This is a genomic window from Sphingopyxis sp. (assembly GCF_036675685.1).
GTDB lineage: Bacteria > Pseudomonadota > Alphaproteobacteria > Sphingomonadales > Sphingomonadaceae > Sphingopyxis.
In genome coordinates this window covers 55,831-73,329 of sequence record NZ_JAKFEM010000026.1, presented here as the reverse complement: position 1 = coordinate 73,329, position 17,499 = coordinate 55,831, and the positions used below count along the sequence as shown (strand labels likewise).

Annotated in this window: 20 protein-coding genes; 15 read left to right on the top strand and 5 right to left on the bottom strand. The window is 64.4% G+C overall.

The features are described 5' to 3' along the window. Positions 1-157: 157 nt before the first annotated feature. The 3 genes from V6M50_RS12175 (at position 158) to V6M50_RS12165 (ending at position 2,740) form a co-directional block, all read left to right on the top strand. Positions 158-1,321, top strand: a complete 1,164-nt coding sequence (locus V6M50_RS12175) for an acyl-CoA dehydrogenase family protein (protein ID WP_332818832.1) — start codon at positions 158-160, stop codon at positions 1,319-1,321. Between the two features lie 7 nt (positions 1,322-1,328). Continuing rightward, positions 1,329-2,165 carry an FAS1-like dehydratase domain-containing protein gene (locus tag V6M50_RS12170; RefSeq protein WP_332818831.1) on the top strand — a complete coding sequence of 279 codons (837 nt, stop codon included), beginning with the start codon at positions 1,329-1,331 and terminating at the stop codon, positions 2,163-2,165. 158 nt (positions 2,166-2,323) lie between these two features. Next, positions 2,324-2,740 carry a Rap1a/Tai family immunity protein gene (locus V6M50_RS12165; protein WP_332818830.1) on the top strand — a complete coding sequence of 139 codons (417 nt, stop codon included), beginning with the start codon at positions 2,324-2,326 and terminating at the stop codon, positions 2,738-2,740. A gap of 139 nt (positions 2,741-2,879) precedes the next feature. Here V6M50_RS12165 and V6M50_RS12160 read toward each other — a convergent pair whose 3' ends face one another. Further along, positions 2,880-3,311, bottom strand: a complete 432-nt coding sequence (locus tag V6M50_RS12160) for a hypothetical protein (RefSeq protein WP_332818829.1) — start codon at positions 3,309-3,311, stop codon at positions 2,880-2,882. Between the two features lie 145 nt (positions 3,312-3,456). Further along, positions 3,457-4,923: an efflux transporter outer membrane subunit gene (locus V6M50_RS12155; RefSeq protein ID WP_332818828.1), complete on the bottom strand. Its 1,467-nt coding sequence runs from the start codon at positions 4,921-4,923 to the stop codon at positions 3,457-3,459. Between the two features lie 93 nt (positions 4,924-5,016). Between V6M50_RS12155 and V6M50_RS12150 the strand changes: the two genes are divergently transcribed. From V6M50_RS12150 to V6M50_RS12130, 5 genes are all read left to right on the top strand, one after another. Then, a complete protein-coding gene (locus V6M50_RS12150) occupies positions 5,017-5,637 on the top strand; it encodes a TetR/AcrR family transcriptional regulator (RefSeq protein WP_332818827.1) in 621 nt (206 codons plus the stop codon). 111 nt (positions 5,638-5,748) lie between these two features. Beyond that, on the top strand, positions 5,749-6,777 hold the full coding sequence (locus V6M50_RS12145; RefSeq protein WP_332818826.1) for an efflux RND transporter periplasmic adaptor subunit: 1,029 nt from the start codon (positions 5,749-5,751) through the stop codon (positions 6,775-6,777). Next, on the top strand, positions 6,774-9,944 hold the full coding sequence (locus V6M50_RS12140) for an efflux RND transporter permease subunit (protein WP_332818825.1): 3,171 nt from the start codon (positions 6,774-6,776) through the stop codon (positions 9,942-9,944). The genes V6M50_RS12145 and V6M50_RS12140 overlap by 4 nt, the downstream gene beginning before the upstream one ends. Then, positions 9,941-10,156 carry a hypothetical protein gene (locus V6M50_RS12135; protein WP_332818824.1) on the top strand — a complete coding sequence of 72 codons (216 nt, stop codon included), beginning with the start codon at positions 9,941-9,943 and terminating at the stop codon, positions 10,154-10,156. Before V6M50_RS12140 ends, V6M50_RS12135 begins: the two co-directional genes overlap by 4 nt. 105 nt (positions 10,157-10,261) lie before the next feature. Then, a complete protein-coding gene (locus V6M50_RS12130; RefSeq protein WP_332818823.1) occupies positions 10,262-10,558 on the top strand; it encodes a YciI family protein in 297 nt (98 codons plus the stop codon). A gap of 136 nt (positions 10,559-10,694) precedes the next feature. Here the strand turns inward: V6M50_RS12130 and V6M50_RS12125 are convergent, their stop codons facing one another. Genes V6M50_RS12125 through V6M50_RS12115 form a run of 3 tightly spaced genes read right to left on the bottom strand, consistent with a single transcriptional unit; the run spans position 10,695 to position 12,459 of the window. Then, on the bottom strand, positions 10,695-11,570 hold the full coding sequence (locus tag V6M50_RS12125; RefSeq protein WP_332818822.1) for a fatty acid desaturase: 876 nt from the start codon (positions 11,568-11,570) through the stop codon (positions 10,695-10,697). Further along, complete coding sequence (locus V6M50_RS12120) at positions 11,567-11,785, bottom strand: hypothetical protein (protein ID WP_332818821.1); 219 nt, start codon at positions 11,783-11,785, stop codon at positions 11,567-11,569. Before V6M50_RS12120 ends, V6M50_RS12125 begins: the two co-directional genes overlap by 4 nt. Next, positions 11,782-12,459 (bottom strand): TetR/AcrR family transcriptional regulator, encoded by a 678-nt coding sequence (locus V6M50_RS12115; RefSeq protein WP_332818820.1) that lies wholly within the window; start codon positions 12,457-12,459, stop codon positions 11,782-11,784. Before V6M50_RS12115 ends, V6M50_RS12120 begins: the two co-directional genes overlap by 4 nt. A gap of 279 nt (positions 12,460-12,738) precedes the next feature. On the opposite strand from V6M50_RS12115, the gene V6M50_RS12110 reads away from it, so the two are divergent. Genes V6M50_RS12110 through V6M50_RS12080 form a run of 7 tightly spaced genes read left to right on the top strand, consistent with a single transcriptional unit; the run spans position 12,739 to position 17,463 of the window. Further along, positions 12,739-13,239, top strand: a complete 501-nt coding sequence (locus tag V6M50_RS12110; protein WP_332818819.1) for a winged helix-turn-helix transcriptional regulator — start codon at positions 12,739-12,741, stop codon at positions 13,237-13,239. Further along, positions 13,236-13,829, top strand: coding sequence for a 2-hydroxychromene-2-carboxylate isomerase (locus V6M50_RS12105; protein WP_332818818.1), 594 nt, complete (start codon positions 13,236-13,238; stop codon positions 13,827-13,829). The genes V6M50_RS12110 and V6M50_RS12105 overlap by 4 nt, the downstream gene beginning before the upstream one ends. Beyond that, positions 13,826-14,521 carry an SDR family NAD(P)-dependent oxidoreductase gene (locus tag V6M50_RS12100; RefSeq protein ID WP_332818817.1) on the top strand — a complete coding sequence of 232 codons (696 nt, stop codon included), beginning with the start codon at positions 13,826-13,828 and terminating at the stop codon, positions 14,519-14,521. The genes V6M50_RS12105 and V6M50_RS12100 overlap by 4 nt, the downstream gene beginning before the upstream one ends. 5 nt (positions 14,522-14,526) lie before the next feature. Further along, positions 14,527-15,012 carry a PaaI family thioesterase gene (locus tag V6M50_RS12095; RefSeq protein WP_332818862.1) on the top strand — a complete coding sequence of 162 codons (486 nt, stop codon included), beginning with the start codon at positions 14,527-14,529 and terminating at the stop codon, positions 15,010-15,012. A 1-nt stretch (position 15,013) separates the two neighbouring features. Then, a complete protein-coding gene (locus tag V6M50_RS12090) occupies positions 15,014-16,045 on the top strand; it encodes an NADP-dependent oxidoreductase (RefSeq protein WP_332818816.1) in 1,032 nt (343 codons plus the stop codon). Next, the gene (locus V6M50_RS12085) at positions 16,042-17,292 is read left to right on the top strand and encodes a multidrug effflux MFS transporter (RefSeq protein WP_332818815.1); all 1,251 of its coding nucleotides are present in this window, start codon (positions 16,042-16,044) and stop codon (positions 17,290-17,292) included. Before V6M50_RS12090 ends, V6M50_RS12085 begins: the two co-directional genes overlap by 4 nt. A gap of 33 nt (positions 17,293-17,325) precedes the next feature. After that, complete coding sequence (locus tag V6M50_RS12080) at positions 17,326-17,463, top strand: hypothetical protein (RefSeq protein WP_332818814.1); 138 nt, start codon at positions 17,326-17,328, stop codon at positions 17,461-17,463. Positions 17,464-17,499 lie beyond the last annotated feature (36 nt).

Below are 17,499 nucleotides of genomic sequence, written 5' to 3'. Positions count from 1 at the left end.
AATGGGCGAGCGGCAGCAACGCGCCGCCGATGATCGCGCGATTAGGGCCCTCTAGCATCGACCACGGGGAGCCATTTCTTTCATCGCAAAATAGGTCGCCAATTCACGCCTTGCACGCCTAAGACTCTCCCGACGATCAGGGGAGAGCGAAACGCCGATGTCCGAAGCCCAGCCACAAAGCTATCCCGAAATCCGCGAAGCCGTGCGCCGCCTGTGCGCGGCGTTCCCGGGCGAATATTGGCAGGCGCTCGACCGCGACCGCATCTATCCGACCGACTTCGTCCGCACCCTCACCGAGGCCGGCTTCCTCTCGGTGCTGATCCCCGAAGACTATGGCGGGTCGGGCCTCGGCCTCGGCGCCGCAACCGCGGTGCTCGAGGAAATCCACCGCTCGGGCTGCAACGGCGGCGCCTGCCATGCCCAGATGTACACGATGGGCACGCTGCTGAAACATGGATCGGAGGCGCAAAAACAAGCCTATCTGCCCGCCATCGCGCGTGGCGAGCTTCGTCTGCAGGCGTTCGGCGTCACCGAGCCGAGCGCGGGAACCGACACCACGCGCATCCGCACCTCCGCCAAACGGGTCGGCGACCACTATGTCGTCAACGGCCAGAAGATCTGGATCAGCCGCGCCGAACATTCGGACCTGATGATCCTGCTTTGCCGTACCACCCCGCGCGAGGCGTGCGCCAAACCCTCCGACGGGATGAGCGTGCTGCTCGTCGACATGCGCGAGGCCGAGGGCAAGGGGCTGACGATCCGGCCCATCCGCACGATGCTCAACCATGCGACGACCGAGCTGTTCTTCGACGATTTGCAAGTCCCCGCCGCCAATTTGATCGGCGAGGAGGGAAAGGGCTTTCGCTACATATTGTCGGGCATGAATGCCGAGCGCATCCTGATCGCGTCCGAATGTATCGGCGACGGCCGCTTCTTCATCGACCGCGCCGCCGCCTATGCCAAGGAGCGCGAGGTTTTCGGTCGCCCGATCGGCGAAAATCAGGGCGTCCAGTTCCCGATCGCGCGCGCCTATGTCCAGCTCGCCGCCGCCGCCGAAATGGTCGACAAGGCGGCACGCCTCTTCGACGCCGGGCAGGACGGCGGGACCGAGGCCAATATGGCAAAGATGCTCGCATCCGAAGCGAGCTGGTATGCCGCCGATATGTGCATCCAGACCCACGGCGGTTTCGGTTTTGCCGAGGAATATGACATCGAGCGCAAATTCCGCGAAACGCGCCTCTATCAGGTCGCACCGATCAGCACGAACCTGATCCTGAGCCACGTCGCGACCCACGCGCTCGGCCTGCCCAAGAGCTTTTGAGGACAGCATGGATGATTTTTCCGCCTGGGTCGGCCGCAGCGAAACGCGTGAGGACAGCGCGACCGCCGCACCGCTCGCCGGCCTCGCGGCGCTGCTCGACCATGATGCTTCAAGGCCCGATACGGTGCCGCCGCTCGGCCATTGGCTCAATTTCCTGCCCGACGCGCGCCAGTCGGCGATCGGCGCAGACGGCCACCCGCGCCGTGACGACAACGGCCTGCTCCCGCCGATCCCGCTGCCGCGCCGCATGTGGGCGGGCGGGCGCGTCGAATTCCTTGCGCCGATACCGGTCGGTGCCGCGCTCACGCGCATCACGACGATCGAGGCGATCCGCCCCAAGCGCGGGGCGAGCGGCGACCTGCTGTTCGTAACCTTGCGCCACGACATCACGGCGGACGGCGTTCCGGCGATCCGCGAGGAACAGGATCTGGTCTATCGCGCGCCTGCCGCTGCTGCCGCGGCACCGGTCGAGCCCTCCCCGGTGCCCGACCCCGAACCCGCCGACGCGGTCCGCAGCGTGTCGCCCGACCCCGTGCTGTTGTTCCGCTACTCCGCGCTCACCTTCAACGCCCACCGCATCCATTACGACCGCGACTATGCGCAGGGGGTCGAGGGTTATGCCGGACTGGTCGTCCACGGGCCGCTGATCGCGACGCTGCTGATGGACCATTATCTGCGCGAGACGCCCGGCGCCGCGCCAAAATTCTTCAATTTCCGCGCCGAAGCCCCACTGATCGACGGCGCCCCCTTCGACCTCTGCCTCGCACGGCAGGAGGGCGGCGCAAGGCTATGGGCGCGCGATGCGGCGGGGCGGCCGACGATGCGCGCCGAGGTGACGACGTAGGAATTAAAAGTAAAACACCACCCTAATCTCGACGTGGCGCGCGCCGGGGGCGCTATACCGTCATAAGCATTTCGACATACTTGACGCTCATCACCCTAAATAGGATGATACCCGCCTCGCCACACTCCATTGGCGCGGGGGTGACAAAAGGGGTGGCAATGAAAACACTCGCGGCCTTGATACCGTTAGCGGCGCTCGGCATGGCGCCGCCGGAGAGCAGGGAGAATCTGTCCGGCGGCAGCGCATATTTTTCCGAATGCGTCGCCGGCAAAGCCTATTACACGGTTTGCCTGGGCTATTTAATGGGAATGGTCGACGCCCCCATCATGAACACCGGGAAAACACCCGATGAGGCGGTCTACTGCCCCCGCAGCGGTGCTACCTATGAGCAGAACCGCGACGTCTTTCACAAATATCTGCAGGAACACCCGGCGTATCGGCACATTTCCACGCACATGCTGTTCTTGATGGCGATGAATGAAGCCTTCCCGTGCAAAAGCTCCCCCTTCTTCACGATCGATCCGGAAACCGGCGAAATGTTTATTTCGCTGCCCAAGCCGCGCCCCGGCGCCTGATAGGCATAAGTGGTGCACCGCGACCGGCGAAGATGAGCATTACGGTTTCGCTATAGCGCTCTAGGGTTGCGCAACGCTTCTCTGTGTTGCGGTCCTATTTCGCAGGCATGAATATCTGAAAAGGGGTGGGAAGCGGACATCACCTCCCGCTGAGGCGCGCCTCTTCGATCTCGCCAGCCATCAGCTTCACTATCTCAAGCTGGAATGCCGCCAAGTCCGGATAATTCGTTTGGAATGAAGTTTTGACGCAGTCAGTCGGGTCATCCTGATCCGCTATTTCAACACGGACTGTCAGGTCTCCGCGTGCATTGGCCGGGGCAATTTCAACTCCTAGAACCTTCTCATACTCGCCGTTTTCGCTGTAACCCCATTGCTGGGCAAGAGGAGCGTCCGGGTCAATTGGATACGCCGAGAGCTTTTCGCCAAACTTTTTTACATCTTGCCACTGGACCCAAAAACCGCCGACTCCCGAACGACTTTCGGTGACCACGCGCATCTCCAGCCAACCGAAGTCGTCAAGGACATGAGTGGGAGTGCCGTCATATCGGTATCGGAATGTCAAAAAGCTCATAAGACGATTGTGGCTTGGAATTGGAACGTCCGCAATCGATCGTCAGCCGACCACGGGTTCGTCGTCGGCGGCACCAGACCGGCCGTGCCGCACTGCCTGCCTGCGTGTCGTTGCAAAGAACGCGGGTGGGCATTTCGCCGACCGATCATTTATCCAAGCCGGCGCGCTCGAATTCTCCTGCTGACGCCGCTGGCTCCCATCCACCGCCTAGAGCACGAAAAGAGGCGACCGCCGCGCGCGCGGTCGACGCGCGCGCCTGGATTCGCGCATCGCGCACCTCAAGAAGGCGCCGGTCGGCGTCGAGCACGTCGAGCAGGTTCGCGACGCCTCCCTTGTAGCCTGCAAAAGACGATTGCCGCGCCGCGGCCTGTGCATTTTCGGCCGCCGCCAGCAAATCGCCGCGCGTGCGCTGATTGATCAGGCTCGAGAGACCGTTTTCGACATCCTCCGACGCGCGAAGCACCGTCAGGCGATAGACCGCCAGCGCCTCGGCATTCCGGCCCTCGGCCGCGGCGATCTCGGCATCGACGCGGCCAAAATCGAACAGGCGCCATCGCAAACCCAAGATTCCGCTCGCCTGGACCGAATCGCCTCCGAACAAACCGCCAACGCCCATCGTCGCGGTCCCGAGCAGTCCGCTCAGCGAAAATTTCGGATAATATTCCGACATGGCAGCGCCGATCCGCGCGTTGGTGGCGGCCAGCGTCCGTTCGGCCGCGATGATGTCGGGTCGCCGCCGGATCATCGCCGCCGGGCCGCCGGCACTCGATATTACCGGAGGCGACGGTATCGCCGCAGCCGCAGCAAGGTCGCCGCGCGTCGCGCCGGGCTGCAGGCCCAGCAGAATGTCGAGCGCATTCATGGCCTTGTCGCGCTGCTCTTCCAGCTCCGGAACCGCCGCCGCAACCTGCGCCAAAGCTCCTTCGGCCTGCCGCAACTGATATTCCGCCGCCACGCCCTTGCGAAACTGCAGATCGACGAGATCCACGAGTTGCTTTTGAACCGCCCGCCGTTCGCGCGCGACCTCAAGCCGCGCCTGCAGCCCGCGAATGGCGATATAGGTGTCCGCCGTCTGCGCCGCGACGCTGAGTCGCGCGGCGACCGCGGCAGCCGCCGAGGCTTGCCAATCGGCGCGCGCGGCGTCTCGCGCGGCATCCCTGCCCCCAAACAGGTCGATTTCCCAACTCGCGCCGACGCCGAGGTCATAGGCCTGCGCTTCGCGCTCGAACCCGGGCAAGGCGCTCGCAATCCGGCCCTGTGGAGATTCCAGAGACTGGTAGGTTTCGGCGGCCGATCCGCTGATCTGTCCGCTCGGCAGCAGCGCGGCGTTCGCACTGCGCAGGCCAGCGCGCGCCTGGGCGACGCGCGCACTGGCTTGCTGAAGATCGAGATTCTGCGCGAGCGCCTGCTCGACGAGGCGCGCCAGCAGCGGATCGTCGAAGGATCGCCACCAGTTGACCAGATCGGCGTGCGCAGTGTCGCCCGCTCCGCCATCGAGTGCCGCGCCGCCGAGAAACGCCGGCGGCGCCTCGATTGCAGGCGCGACATAGGCCGGCCCGACGGCGCAACCCGAGAGCAGCGCGGCTATGAGATACAGGAGAGACTTTCGCATGATCGCGCTTCACCATTCAGTTGGGCAATATGTGACTAATGACAATATTGGTTACAATTTGTCAACCCCGCTCAACATGGCTATAGGAATTGGATGAGCAACGATCCATCCAGCAACAGCGCGCCTGCCCGCGGGCCGGCCGACCATGTCGTGCGCGAACAGATCATCGCCGCGGCGAACGAACATTTCGCCCATTATGGCTATGCCAAGACGACCGTGTCCGACCTTGCGCGCAAGATCGGCTTCTCGAAAGCCTATATCTATCGCTTTTTCGAATCGAAGCAGGCGATCGGCGAGGCGATCTGCGCCAACTGCCTGGGCGGCCTCTACGAGCAGGTCAGGCTCGCGGTCGACGAAGGGCAAGACGCGACCGATAAACTGCGGCGTTTCGCCAAGACTGTGACTGCGGTCGGCGTCGAACTTTTCTTCCATGATCGGCGAATCTACGAGATTGCGGCCAATGCCTCGACCGAAAAATGGCCGGCGACACTGGCCTATAGCGAGCGGCTGCGCCAGCTGATCGAAGATATCGTGCGCCAGGGGCGCGAGAGCGGCGAATTCGAGCGGAAGACGCCGCTCGACGAGACATGCCGGTCGATCTCCTACGCCTTTCTGCCCTTCACCGATCCCGTCTGCCTCGAACGCAGCCTCGATCTCCTGCCCGATGCGCAGGTCGAGATCACGAGCCTCGTTCTGCGCAGTTTAGCTCCATAGCCGTATGTGACTAGTTGACAAACTGGTCACAAGTTGACATGTGGGCTCGACCTCTAAGGGAGAATCTGCGTGTCGAGACAGGTTTGTGCGCGCTGGGCGGGCACTTTTATCATGGCAGCCATGCTGGCCAGTTGTGGCGAAACCCCGGACGACCCGCGTGCGAAGCCGCCGCTGGTGCGCACGGCAGAAGCCGGTGTCGCTGGTGCAAGCGAGCGCGAATTCTCGGGCGTTGTCGGCGCGCGCGTCCAGAGCGACCTCGGCTTTCGGATTGGCGGAAAGATCACTGCGCGGCTCGTGGATGCTGGACAGCTGGTCCGCCGCGGCCAGCCGCTGATGCGTATCGACCCGGCCGACTACCGGCTGGCGGCGGCGGCCGCCGCCGGAACAGTCGACGCCGCGCGTGCCCGCGCGATTCAGACGGCCGCCGATGAAAACCGCTACCGCGATCTCGTCGGCGCAGGCGCCGTGTCGGCCTCGGCTTACGACCAGGCGAAGGCGGCGGCGCGCGCCGCGCGCGCCGATCTGGCGTCGGCCGAAGCGCAGCTGGGAGCGCGGCGGAACGACGCCGGCTACACGCTGCTCGTCGCAGACGCTGACGGTGTCGTCGCAGAAACGCTCGGCGAGCCCGGCCAGGTTGTTGCCGCGGGCCAGACCGTCATTCGGCTGGCACGGTCAGGACCACGCGAAGCGGTGGTCCAGCTTCCCGAGACGCTGCGGCCTGCCCTCGGCACCATCGCGCGGGCGGAGACCTATAGCGGGCTGAGCGGAGCCGCGACCCTGCGCGAGCTCAGCGCGGCTGCCGATCCCGCGACCCGCACCTTCGCCGCAAAGTTCACGCTAGCGGGCGCCCCGGCCAGCGCACCGCTCGGATCGACGGTCACGATCCGCCTTGGAGCCCCCGACGATACCGGCCGCATTTCGGTGCCGCTCGCGGCGATCGACGATCGCGGCCGCGGTCCCGGCGTCTGGGTCGTGCAAGGCGGCAAGGTCCGCTTCCGCCCGGTCAAGATCGCGGCGCTCGGCGAGGAGACAGCGACGCTAGCGGGCGGCCTGCGCACCGGCGAACGCTTCGCGGCGCTCGGTGTGCACCTGCTTCGCGAGGGCCAGCCCGTGCGCATCCAGACGGGAGCCGCCCGGTGACCGAAACCCCCGAGACCGGGAGCCGGTTCAACCTCTCCGCTGTCGCGGTGCGCGAGCAATCGATCACGCTCTTCTTCATCATCGCGATTATCCTCGCAGGAACCGTCGCTTTCCTCAAACTCGGACGTGCCGAGGATCCCGCCTTCACGATCAAGATCATGACCGTGGTGACGGCATGGCCGGGTGCGACGGCGCAGGAGATGCAGGACCAAGTGGCCGAACCGCTCGAGAAAAGACTGCAGGAACTGCGCTGGTACGACCGCAGCGAAACCTTTACGCGGCCCGGCCTCGCCTTCACGACCTTGACGCTGCGCGACAATGCCCCGCCCGCCATCGTCCAGTCCGAATTCTATCAGGCGCGCAAGAAGATCGCCGACGAGGCGCCCAAATTGCCGCGCGGGGTCGCGGGTCCGTTCGTGAACGACGAGTATAGCGACGTCACCTTCGCGCTCTATGCGCTGAAAGCGAAGGGCGAACCGCAGCGGCACCTTGCCCGCGAGGCCGAACAGCTTCGCCAGCGTCTGCTCCACGTCCCGGGCGTCAAGAAGGTCAATATCGTCGGCGAGCAGCCCGAGCGCATCTATGTCGAATTTTCGCACGAACGGCTGGCGACGCTCGGCATCGCGCCGCGCGCCATTTTCGCGGCGCTCGCGCAGCAGAATATGATCACCCCGGCAGGCGCGATCGAGGCGAACGGACCGCAGGTCCAAGTCCGGATCGACGGCGCGTTCGACGATCTCGAAAAGATCGGCAGCCTTCCCATCATCGCGCAAGGCAGGACATTCCGCCTCTCCGATATTGCGGCGGTGCGCCGCGGCTATGAGGATCCCGCGACCTTCCTGATCCGCAGCGAGGGCGAGCCCGCACTCCTGCTTGGGGTGGTGATGCGCGAAGGCTGGAACGGCCTCGATCTTGGCAAGTCGCTCAAGGCGGAAGTCGCTAGCATATCCTCCGAGCTACCGCTCGGCATGTCGCTGACCCCCGTCACCGACCAGGCAGTGAACATCGCCTCGGCAGTCGACCAGTTCATGACGACCTTTCTCGAAGCCCTGGCGATCGTGATGGTGGTAAGCCTGATTGCGCTCGGCTGGCGCGTCGGCATCGTTGTCGCGGCCGCCGTGCCGCTCACCCTGGCCATTGTGCTCGTCATCATGTGGGCGACCGACCGGGTTCTCGATCGCATCACGCTGGGCTCGCTGATCCTGGCGCTGGGGCTGCTCGTCGACGATGCGATCATCGCGATCGAAATCATGGTTGTCCGCATGGAAGAGGGGTTCGACCGGATCAAGGCGTCGGCCTATGCGTGGAGCCACACCGCGGCGCCGATGCTCGCCGGAACGCTGGTGACGGTAATCGGACTGATGCCCGTGGGGTTCGCGCGGTCGACCGCCGGCGAATATGCCGGAAATATCTTCTGGGTTGTGGGCTTCGCGCTCATCGCATCCTGGGTCGTGGCGGTCGCGTTCACGCCCTATATGGGGGTGAAGCTCCTGCCTGTGATCAAGAAGGTCGAGGGCGGGCATGAGGCAATCTATCAGACCCCTCGCTACCAGAAGGCCCGCTCGATCGTTCGCTGGGCGGTCGAGCGCAACCGGCTGGTGACCGCCGCGACGCTGGCGGCTTTCCTGGTCGCCGGCGCCGGCATGATATTCGTGAAGAAGCAGTTTTTCCCCGCCTCCGACCGTCCCGAGGTGCTCGTCGAAGTGCAGATGCCCAAGGGCACTGCGATCGAGCGGACCGACGCGACGACGAAGACGGTCGAGGCCTGGCTGCGCAAACAGCCCGAGGCGAAGGTCATCACCGCCTATGTCGGCCAGGGCGCGCCGCGCTTCTTCATGTCGCTGTCCCCCGAACTTCCCGATCCGTCCTTTGCCAAGATCGTCGTGCGAACCGGCTCCGAGGATGAGCGCGATGCCCTGAAGGTGCGTCTGCGCGGCGCCGTCGCCGAAGGGCTCGCGCCGGCGGCGCAGGTCCGCGCGGCGCAGCTCGTGTTCGGGCCCTACTCGCCCTACCCGGTCGCGTTCCGCGTTGCCGGCCCCGACACTGCCAAGCTCCGCACGATCGCCGACCAGGTGAAGGACATCCTCGCCAGGGACCCGATGATGCGCACGGTCAATGCTGACTGGGGCGAGCGCGTTCCCGTGCTTCATCTGAGGCTCGACCAGGACCGGCTTCGCGCCCTCGGCCTCACCTCCGCCGATGTCGGCGAGCAGCTGCAGTTCCTGCTCTCGGGCGTTGCGGTGTCGGAGGTCCGCGAGGATATTCGCGGCGTCGAGGTGATCGCCCGCTCGCAAGGGCCCGCCCGCCTCGACCCTGCCCGCGTCGCCGATTTTACCCTCGCAGGCGCGAACGGCGCACGCATATCGCTCGGGCAGGTCGGCAAGCTCGAGGTCCGGATGAACGAGCCGATCCTCCATCGCCGCGACCGCGTTCCCACCATCACCGTGCGCGGCGACATCGCCGACGGCTTGCAACCCCCCGACGTCTCGCAGGCGATGTACGCGAAGCTCCAGCCGGTCATCGACACGCTGCCGCCAGGCTATCGCATCGACATGGCGGGCTCGATCGAGGAAGCGGGCAAGGCTAATGCGGCGCTCGCTCCGATCTTCCCGATCATGATCCTCCTGATGATGGTCGTTATCATCCTGCAGGTTCGGCAGTTTTCGGCGATGGCGATTGTATTGCTGACGGCGCCCTTGGGACTGGTCGGGGTTGTGCCGACCCTGCTCGTCACCGGTCAGCCGTTCGGGTTTAACGCGATCCTCGGTCTGATCGCTCTCGCCGGCATCCTGATGCGCAACACGTTGATCCTGATCGGGCAGATCCAGGATAATCAGAAGCTGGGTCTTTCTCCCTTCGACGCGGTCGTCGAGGCCACCGTTCAGCGATCGCGACCGGTCGTGCTGACCGCGCTCGCTGCTGTTCTCGCCTTCGTGCCGCTGACCACTTCGGTGTTCTGGGGATCGATGGCTTACACTTTGATCGGCGGCACGCTGGTCGGCACGATCCTGACGCTCGTCTTCCTGCCGGCGCTTTACACACTCTGGTACAGGATCGGTTCGGAAGGAGATGCCCGGCCCGCGACAACGCGTACTGGCACCCGCTTCCCCCTGTTGGCGCGTTTCGGCGCGATGCGCAGGATCATCTCAAGGAGGTTCACGCGATGAGTATCGGGAAAAGGCTTGGCGCCGCATGGCAGCGATTTGCTGCGGTTGCCCATGCCATGGACTATGATGAGCCTGCCGCAACGGCTTCGCTTGTCGCGGGGCTAGATGCGCGTGTCCGTCAGCAAGCTGCGGATCTCGCCACCATTTCAGCGCGAATGGACAGGCTCGCCGCTCAAATAGCGCAATCTTCCCAGCCTGATCCGCCGCAGTGAGGGCAACCGAAGGATGCCGCGCCGCATGGTAGATGAGAAAGAAGCGTGCGCGCGGCTCGGAGACCGCGACCACCCGGAAGCGCTAATCGATGAAAGGATGACCCGATGAAATATTATCTGTGCAAATATCTGCCGCCACGCTCCGACTTCCTTGCCACCATGACCGACGACGAGAAGATATGGATGGGACAGCATGGCGCCTATCTGGACAAGCTGCTCGCCAAAGGACAGATTGTCGCCCACGGCCCGGTGATGGACCCGAATGGCGGCTATGGCGTCTCGCTCTACCGGATCGACGACGACCAGGACATCGAGGCGCTGACCGGTCAGGACCCGATCGTGAAGAACGGTGTCGGTCATTACGAACATTTCAGCATGCTGCACCTGCACGCGCGCGACTGACGTTTTTCCAGCTGCGGGCACGGCAGGGGATCGCGTTTGCCGCGCATCACTTGTGGGCTATCGATCGCCGGTGGGGGTCTTGGCTGCTTCTTTATCGGCAGCGCAGGCCGGGGATTTGTGACAAGTCGCCCGCCGATCAAAGCTCGTGGATATTGCAGCCGCGCGCCTCCAATATCGGACGCATCTCCCAATAGGCGGCGGGCGTCCGGGTCAGCGGGATATAGGGGTGAAGGTGATGGACGATATGGAACTGCATCCCCATCGAGCCGATATTTCCCAATCGCGAGCGGAAACTCCGCGTGTCGCGATAACGGCCGGTTTCCTTCGCCGGGTGGTGCGGTGCCCACGACAGGTATAACGCCACATAGACCAGGCCGATCTGCAGCGGCAGCCACCAGAGGAAGAACGCTTCCAGCGCAAGGCCGGACCAAGCGAGAGTGAACAGGACGGCAAAGTACGTCATCTTGAACCCGACGCTCTGCAGGATCAGATCCTTGCGATTGCCCCGTGCGAGACAGGCCGCATAGTCCCGGCTGCGCTGGCCGTCGGGCTGACTCTCGCGGATGATCTTGCGGACAGCATGCCAGGCGCTGTCGGCGTGGGTCGTATGATCAGGATCGAGTGCAGGGTCGTTGGCGTGCTTGTGATGCTCGAGATGGGTGAACCGTAGCACGGCGAAGGGACTGACGATCATCCAGGACGTGGCGTGCCCGACCAGTTCATTGAGCCAGCGCCACTTAGTGCCCGGCCGGGCGATGATGTCGTGCTGAGCCTCATGCGTCGGCAGATACACCAGCATGATGTTGATCGTCGCGATAGAGAACGCGGCCCAAAGCGGCAGGTAGCCGAGGATCACCAATGGCCATAGACATAGCCAGCATGCCATGTTGCCAAATGCCCACAGCAGGATTTCCCACGGAAATTGACCGCTGTGCCGGCGCGCGATTTCCCGCTCTAGCTTCATCAACTCGGCTTTCGACAGGGTGCTGACATCGATAGGCGGAGCGGTCATATCCAACGTCCCCTTATTTGCGCAACGAGCCCCCAGCCGCCGCCGACAAGGAGTGCGATAACCAAGGGCGCGGTCCCGAGAGGCCGCACCCACCCCAAGCTTTCGACGCCCTGTGCGATCACGGGGACCAGAAAGCCGAATGCGAATATCAGCGGCATGAAATCCAGTAACCGCAGCATGCCGCGCGCCTCTTTTGCCTTCGCCGGGTCTTTCATGCGGCACATCTTTCGGCAGCGTCTCGGCCGAGGGCAGCAAGACGGTCCAGGAGGTCGTGCCGGAATGAATCGCTGGCATCGGCAGCCAAGGCGAGGATGAACCCCCGCTTGATCCGATAGCGTGACATCGCAAGGCTGATGGTGCCGAAAGCCCATTCTCGCGTCGGCCCGAGATAGGCGTAAAACATCTGTTCGGTAACATCCCGGGTGCTGACGTTGCCGCGTAGCAGGCCTTGAGCGCGGGCCGCTTCACAGGCCGGGAGCGCGATCGTCATGGCGGCTTCGCCCAGCGCTGGATGCGAGCCGACATCTCCCCGCAGGCCGTAGCCACCGGCAATGCGATCCTGGCAGAAACTGAGCGCGCGGTGGTAGGTCTCGTCGCTTTCGACCATGTCGACAGCTTCGTCGGCGATCGCCTCGATCCATTCGAGACAGGAATCGAATTCCAGCAGCGAGAGCCGATGCTGGACATGCTCCGCGCCGGCCTTGGCAAGCGCGCGAACGATATCGTCCTTGCCGCCGATGAGATTGTAGAGCGTGGGGGCGGAAACGCCGGCAACCTGCGCCAGGCCGCGCGTGGTCAGCGCGTCAAAACCGTTTTCCGCAATGATCGATCGGGCCGCATCGAGAATACGGTCGCGTCGCTCGTTCATGTTGCGCATCCGCGTTGACATGATCGTTCTCCCTGAACGGAAAATAGATCATGTCAATTTCTTTATCAATGATAAACTTTTGTCCTTCTCCGACCTCATCTGCAGGAATTTCGCAGCCTCAGATCAACTATCCCGTCGCGATAGAGCGCGGCGGCGTATCCTTGGAAGTGGCAGCATGCACGCCGGTCATATCGATTCACTCCGACATTTGTGCGCCTGAACCGCGCGGCACGAATTCGCTTGCCTATCCCGATGATCGCATATACTTCAATGATTGAAGTTATAAAAAGCACGGAACCTATGAAACCAAAATCCTTCGCCGGAATGCGCTGCTCGATCGCGGGCGCGCTTGAATCAATCGGGGATCGCTGGGCGCTGCTGTTGATCCGCGACCTGTCGCTCGGTCTCCGCCGCTACGACGAACTTCGGGCGAGCACGGGCATTCCCGATGCGACGCTGGCCGCTCGCCTCAAGCATCTGACGGCAGCGGGCATCGTCGAGCGCGTGCGCTACCAGGAGCGTCCCCCACGCGACGAATATCGCCTGACGCCGAAAGGCCGCGATCTCTGGAAGGTCAGCGTGGCGCTTCGCGAATGGGGAGATCGCTGGGACGCCACCGGATTTGGCCAACCGACGATGGAAATGGTCGATCGCGACAGCGGTCATCCGCTCGTGCTCGCGCTGGTCGATGCCGAGACGGGCCTGCCGGTCCCCTCCGATCGCGTCCAGCTTCGCCCCGGCCCCGGCGCCGACGACATGGTGCGGCGCCTTCTCGAACCCAACACAGGAGCAACACAATGACCCAGGAAATCGAACTCTTTTACGACTTTCGCAGTCCCTATGGATATCTAGCCTTCACCCAGCTGCGCGACATGGACGTCGCGATCCGCCTGCGGCCGATGAAGATTCTGACGGTGATGGACAAGGTGGGTAATGTCCCGACGACCATCACCTGCGCAGCCAAGGGTCGCTATGCGCGCGCAGATCTCGGCCGCTGGGCGGCGCGATATGGCGTCACGCTCAATCCTTCGGACATGCGCGACAATGACGGCGATGCCTGCTCGCGCGCCGTGCTTGCCGCAGGCACTCCAGCCGAGGCCGGAGCGATCACGCTGGCTCTTTACCGGGCGTGCTGGAGCGAGGGAAAAACCCTTACGACGAACGACGATATTCTTTCCGCGATCGCCGCAGCAGGCCTCGACGCGGCACCGATTGCGGAGCGCATCGACGCAGCGGACGTCGTCGCGCAGCTCGACGCCAATACCGAGGAAGCGGCGGGACGCGGTGTGTTCGGTTCGCCGTCGGTCTTCGTCGGCGACACTTTGTTCTTCGGCAACGACCGGCTCGATTTCGTGCGCGAGGAACTCGCACGCCTGGAGGAAGCAGCATGAGCAACACCAAGCCCCTCGCTCTCGTTACCGGGGTTGGCCCAGGAACCGGCGCTTCAGTGGTCCGGCGGTTCGCGGAAGGCGGCTATCGTGTCGCGATGCTCGCGCGCGACGCCGACCGGCTCGCAGCGCTTGCGAAGGAAATCCCAGATACAGTCGCTCTCCCCTGTGACGTGAGCGATGCCGATGCGCTCAAGCAGGCGATCGACAGTCTCGGCGCCCCGAAGGTCGTCGTGCACAATGCGGTCGGCGGCGCCTTCGGCACCTTCTCGCAGATCGAGGCGGAGGTCCTGCAGCGCAATTTCGAGATCAACACGATGGCGCTTTTGCACCTCGCGCGCCTGGCGACGCCGGCGATGATCGCCGCGGGCGAAGGCGCGCTGATCGTCACCGGCAACACCTCGGCGCAGCGCGGACGCGCGGCCTTCGCCGGCTTCGCGCCGACCAAGGCGGCACAGCGCATCCTCGCCGAATCGCTGGCGCGCGATCTCGGTCCGAAAGGAGTCCATGTTGCCTATCTGATTATCGACGCGGTGATCGACGTGCCGTGGCAGCGCGAGCGCTTGCCCGATGCAGCCGACGATTTCTTTATCTCGCCCGCCTCGATTGCCGGCGAGGTCTTCCATCTCGCGCACCAGCCGCGCGATGCCTGGTCGTTCCTCGCCGAGGTTCGTCCCTTCCACGAGCCCTGGTGAGCAGGATGGACGCTGCCGACGAAAGCGGCCTTGCTGGCCTCGCGCAGTTGCGCGCCTGGATCGAGAGCGGCTTTCAACCGCCGATGGGCGGAACACTCGGCTTCGCGCTTGTCGAAGTCGAGCGCGGGAAGGCGGTTTTCGAGGGACGTCCGGACCGCAGCGTTTATAATCCACTCGGCTCGGTCCATGGCGGCTATGCCGCGACGCTGCTCGACAGCGCGTGCGGCGTCGCGATCGCATCGATGCTCGGCCCCGATCGCGGTCACACGACGCTGGAGTTGAAGATATCCTATCTGCGAGCACTGACCGAAAGCAGCGGTACGGTTCGTGCGGTCGGCCGCGTCGTATCGCTGGGTAGCCGGGTCGGTTTTTCCGAGGCCACGCTGCACGATGGCGACGGGCGGCTCTGTGCCACCGCGACATCGACGCTGCTCGTCTTCGACGCGCGACCACATGTGCCTGGCCAGGGAACGATTGTACGAGGAGAATGAAATGAAGGCCTTCGCCATCGACGCCTACAAGGGCGAATTGTCGCTGCGGGATGTGCCTGATCCGGTGGCGGGACCCGGACAGGTCGTGGTGGCGATCGCCGCCGCGAGCGTTAATCCGATCGACGTCAAGCTGCGCGAGGGCGAGTTCAAGGCGATCCTCCCGCACAGGATGCCCTTCATCCTCGGCAGCGACCTTGCCGGCACGGTGGTTGCGCTCGGTCCGGGCGCCGACCGGTTCCGGATCGGCGACGAGGTCTTTGCCTGCCCGAACAAGGACCGCATCGGCACCTTTGCCGAGCGGATCGCGATCGATGAAGCCGACCTCGCGCTCAAACCGCCAAGCCTGACCATGGCCGAGGCGGCCGCACTGCCGCTCGTGGCGCTGACCGCGTGGCAGGTTCTGGTCGAGCGCGCGAAGCTTGGGCCGGGCCAGAAGCTTCTGGTCCATGCCGGCTCGGGCGGGGTCGGGACGGTTGCAATCCAGCTCGCCAAGCATCTCGGCGCCACCGTGGCGACCACCGCGGGCACCGACAATATCGCGCTGGTGAAGAGTCTTGGGGCCGATGTCGCCATCGACTATCGGAAGGAGGATTTCTCTGAGACGCTCAGCGGCTACGACGTGGTCCTCAACACGCTCGGTCCGGACGTTCTCGAAAAGTCGCTCAAGGTCCTGAAACCTGGCGGCAGACTCATCTCGATTTCCGGCCCGCCCGACGCGGCCTTCGCGCGCAGCATCGGCGCCAATGCCATCGTCCGGCTGCTGATGCGCCTCTTGAGCTTCAAGATCCGGCGCAAGGCGCAAAAGCACGATGTCGATTACAGCTTCCTGTTCATGCGTGCCAACGGAGCACAGCTGGCAGAAATCGCCGAGCTCGTCGAGGATGGGGTCATACGGCCCATCATCGACAGCATGTTCGGTTTCGCCGAGACTCCCGAAGCGATAAACCGCGTGGCGTCGGGACGCGCACGTGGAAAGGTGGTTATCGCCGTCGCCGAAACTCCTCCACAAATTCGGGAAATCGCGGCAGCGTGACTATATCTATTGAAACCGCGGATTCAGCCGCTGCTGATCACGACGGCGGATTGACCGCAGGCAGGCTGATCCTGCTTGCGAGCCTGGCCGCGCTGGGGGCGCTTGCCACCAATATCATGCTGCCCGCCTTTCCCGAAATGGCGCGCGCGTTCGGGGCGTTACCGCACGAGCTCGCCTGGACGCTCTCGATCTTCTTCGTTGTCTTTGCGCTGGGCCAGCTGGTTGTCGGCCCGATGGCGGATGCCACCGGACGCGCGCCCTTCGTCCTCGGAGGCCTGGCGATCTTCGTCGTCGGCAGCCTGATCTGCGCGCTTGCGCCATCGCTACCGGTCATGATCGCGGGCCGAGCCATCCAGGCGTTCGGCGCCTGCACGGCTTCGGTTCTCGCCCGCGCGATTGCGCGCGACCTCTACCACGGCCCGGAACTCACGCGCGCGCTAGCGCTGGTGATGATCGCGATGGCGGCGGCGCCCGGTTTTTCGCCTGCCCTTGGCACGGGCATGACGCTGCTGCTCGGCTGGCGCAGCATCTTCCTGCTCGTTGCGGGCGCGGGCGCACTGGTTGCCGTCTGCTACTGGGTCAGCGCCGGCGAGACATTGCCCGCCGCGCAGCGGCGCTCGGCCCGGCCAGCTGCAATCGCCCGGACCTACGTCGAACTCGCGTGCGACCCCCGCTTCATCCGTCCCGCGCTTGGCGTCAGCCTCGTCATCGGTTGCCTCTACAGCTTCTTCGCCGCTGCGCCGTCGATCCTGATGGCCGATCTGGGATTAAGCGCGGCGGACCTCAGCCTCTTTTTCGCGGCGACGGTTGCGGTGGTCTTCGGCAGCGGGCTGATGACCGCCCGGCTCGCGCGGCGCTGGGACGCACCGCGCGTCGGCATGGCGGGCATCGTGATCGCCCTGACGGGCGGGGTGTGGCTGGCCGTCCAGGGCAGCGCGCCCACGCAATTCCAGTTCATGGCGGCGATCACCTTGTTCCTGGCGGGCATGGGCCTCGTCAACCCGGTGGCCACCGCGATCGCGCTCGAACCGTTCGGCGACCGGGCGGGCATCGCATCGGCGTTGCTCGGCTTCCTGCAAATGGCATGCGCGGCGCTCGGCACCGCATTGATCGGGTCGCTGCCGATCGGACCGGCCGCCGCCTATGCGCTGGTCGTCTGCGGCGGAACGCTGCTGGCCGCCCTCATATTCTATCCGGCTTTGCGCAATCGTTCGGACCTGACGAACGCGCCTGGTTCGACAGCATAGCCGAAGCCGACCTCGTCACGGAAGGAAAAGGACATGATCCAGCGATTTGCCGATTGGCTGAGGCGTATGGAAGCCGCGTGGGCCGCGGCCTCGCGGAGCGATTTCGAGATTCTCGCGTCCGAGCTGACCGAACTCCGCGAGAAAGTTCGTCAGCTCGAAGCGAAAGACTGACTTCCGCAATTCGTTCGTTCGCTCGCTCGAACCGCG

Excerpts from the sequence above, each read along its gene's own strand:
- V6M50_RS12170 (WP_332818831.1), top strand. The coding sequence starts at position 1,329 with ATGGATGATTTTTCCGCCTGGGTCGGCCGCAGCGAAACGCGTGAGGAC.
- V6M50_RS12175 (WP_332818832.1), top strand. The coding sequence starts at position 158 with ATGTCCGAAGCCCAGCCACAAAGCTATCCCGAAATCCGCGAAGCCGTG.
- V6M50_RS12150 (WP_332818827.1), top strand. The coding sequence starts at position 5,017 with ATGAGCAACGATCCATCCAGCAACAGCGCGCCTGCCCGCGGGCCGGCC.
- V6M50_RS12135 (WP_332818824.1), top strand. The coding sequence starts at position 9,941 with ATGAGTATCGGGAAAAGGCTTGGCGCCGCATGGCAGCGATTTGCTGCG.
- V6M50_RS12160 (WP_332818829.1), bottom strand. The coding sequence starts at position 3,311 with ATGAGCTTTTTGACATTCCGATACCGATATGACGGCACTCCCACTCAT.
- V6M50_RS12145 (WP_332818826.1), top strand. The coding sequence starts at position 5,749 with ATGGCAGCCATGCTGGCCAGTTGTGGCGAAACCCCGGACGACCCGCGT.
- V6M50_RS12155 (WP_332818828.1), bottom strand. The coding sequence starts at position 4,923 with ATGCGAAAGTCTCTCCTGTATCTCATAGCCGCGCTGCTCTCGGGTTGC.
- V6M50_RS12100 (WP_332818817.1), top strand. The coding sequence starts at position 13,826 with ATGAGCAACACCAAGCCCCTCGCTCTCGTTACCGGGGTTGGCCCAGGA.
- V6M50_RS12080 (WP_332818814.1), top strand. The coding sequence starts at position 17,326 with ATGATCCAGCGATTTGCCGATTGGCTGAGGCGTATGGAAGCCGCGTGG.
- V6M50_RS12090 (WP_332818816.1), top strand. The coding sequence starts at position 15,014 with ATGAAGGCCTTCGCCATCGACGCCTACAAGGGCGAATTGTCGCTGCGG.
- V6M50_RS12165 (WP_332818830.1), top strand. The coding sequence starts at position 2,324 with ATGAAAACACTCGCGGCCTTGATACCGTTAGCGGCGCTCGGCATGGCG.
- V6M50_RS12120 (WP_332818821.1), bottom strand. The coding sequence starts at position 11,785 with ATGAAAGACCCGGCGAAGGCAAAAGAGGCGCGCGGCATGCTGCGGTTA.
- V6M50_RS12125 (WP_332818822.1), bottom strand. The coding sequence starts at position 11,570 with ATGACCGCTCCGCCTATCGATGTCAGCACCCTGTCGAAAGCCGAGTTG.
- V6M50_RS12105 (WP_332818818.1), top strand. The coding sequence starts at position 13,236 with ATGACCCAGGAAATCGAACTCTTTTACGACTTTCGCAGTCCCTATGGA.
- V6M50_RS12115 (WP_332818820.1), bottom strand. The coding sequence starts at position 12,459 with ATGTCAACGCGGATGCGCAACATGAACGAGCGACGCGACCGTATTCTC.
- V6M50_RS12110 (WP_332818819.1), top strand. The coding sequence starts at position 12,739 with ATGAAACCAAAATCCTTCGCCGGAATGCGCTGCTCGATCGCGGGCGCG.
- V6M50_RS12130 (WP_332818823.1), top strand. The coding sequence starts at position 10,262 with ATGAAATATTATCTGTGCAAATATCTGCCGCCACGCTCCGACTTCCTT.
- V6M50_RS12095 (WP_332818862.1), top strand. The coding sequence starts at position 14,527 with ATGGACGCTGCCGACGAAAGCGGCCTTGCTGGCCTCGCGCAGTTGCGC.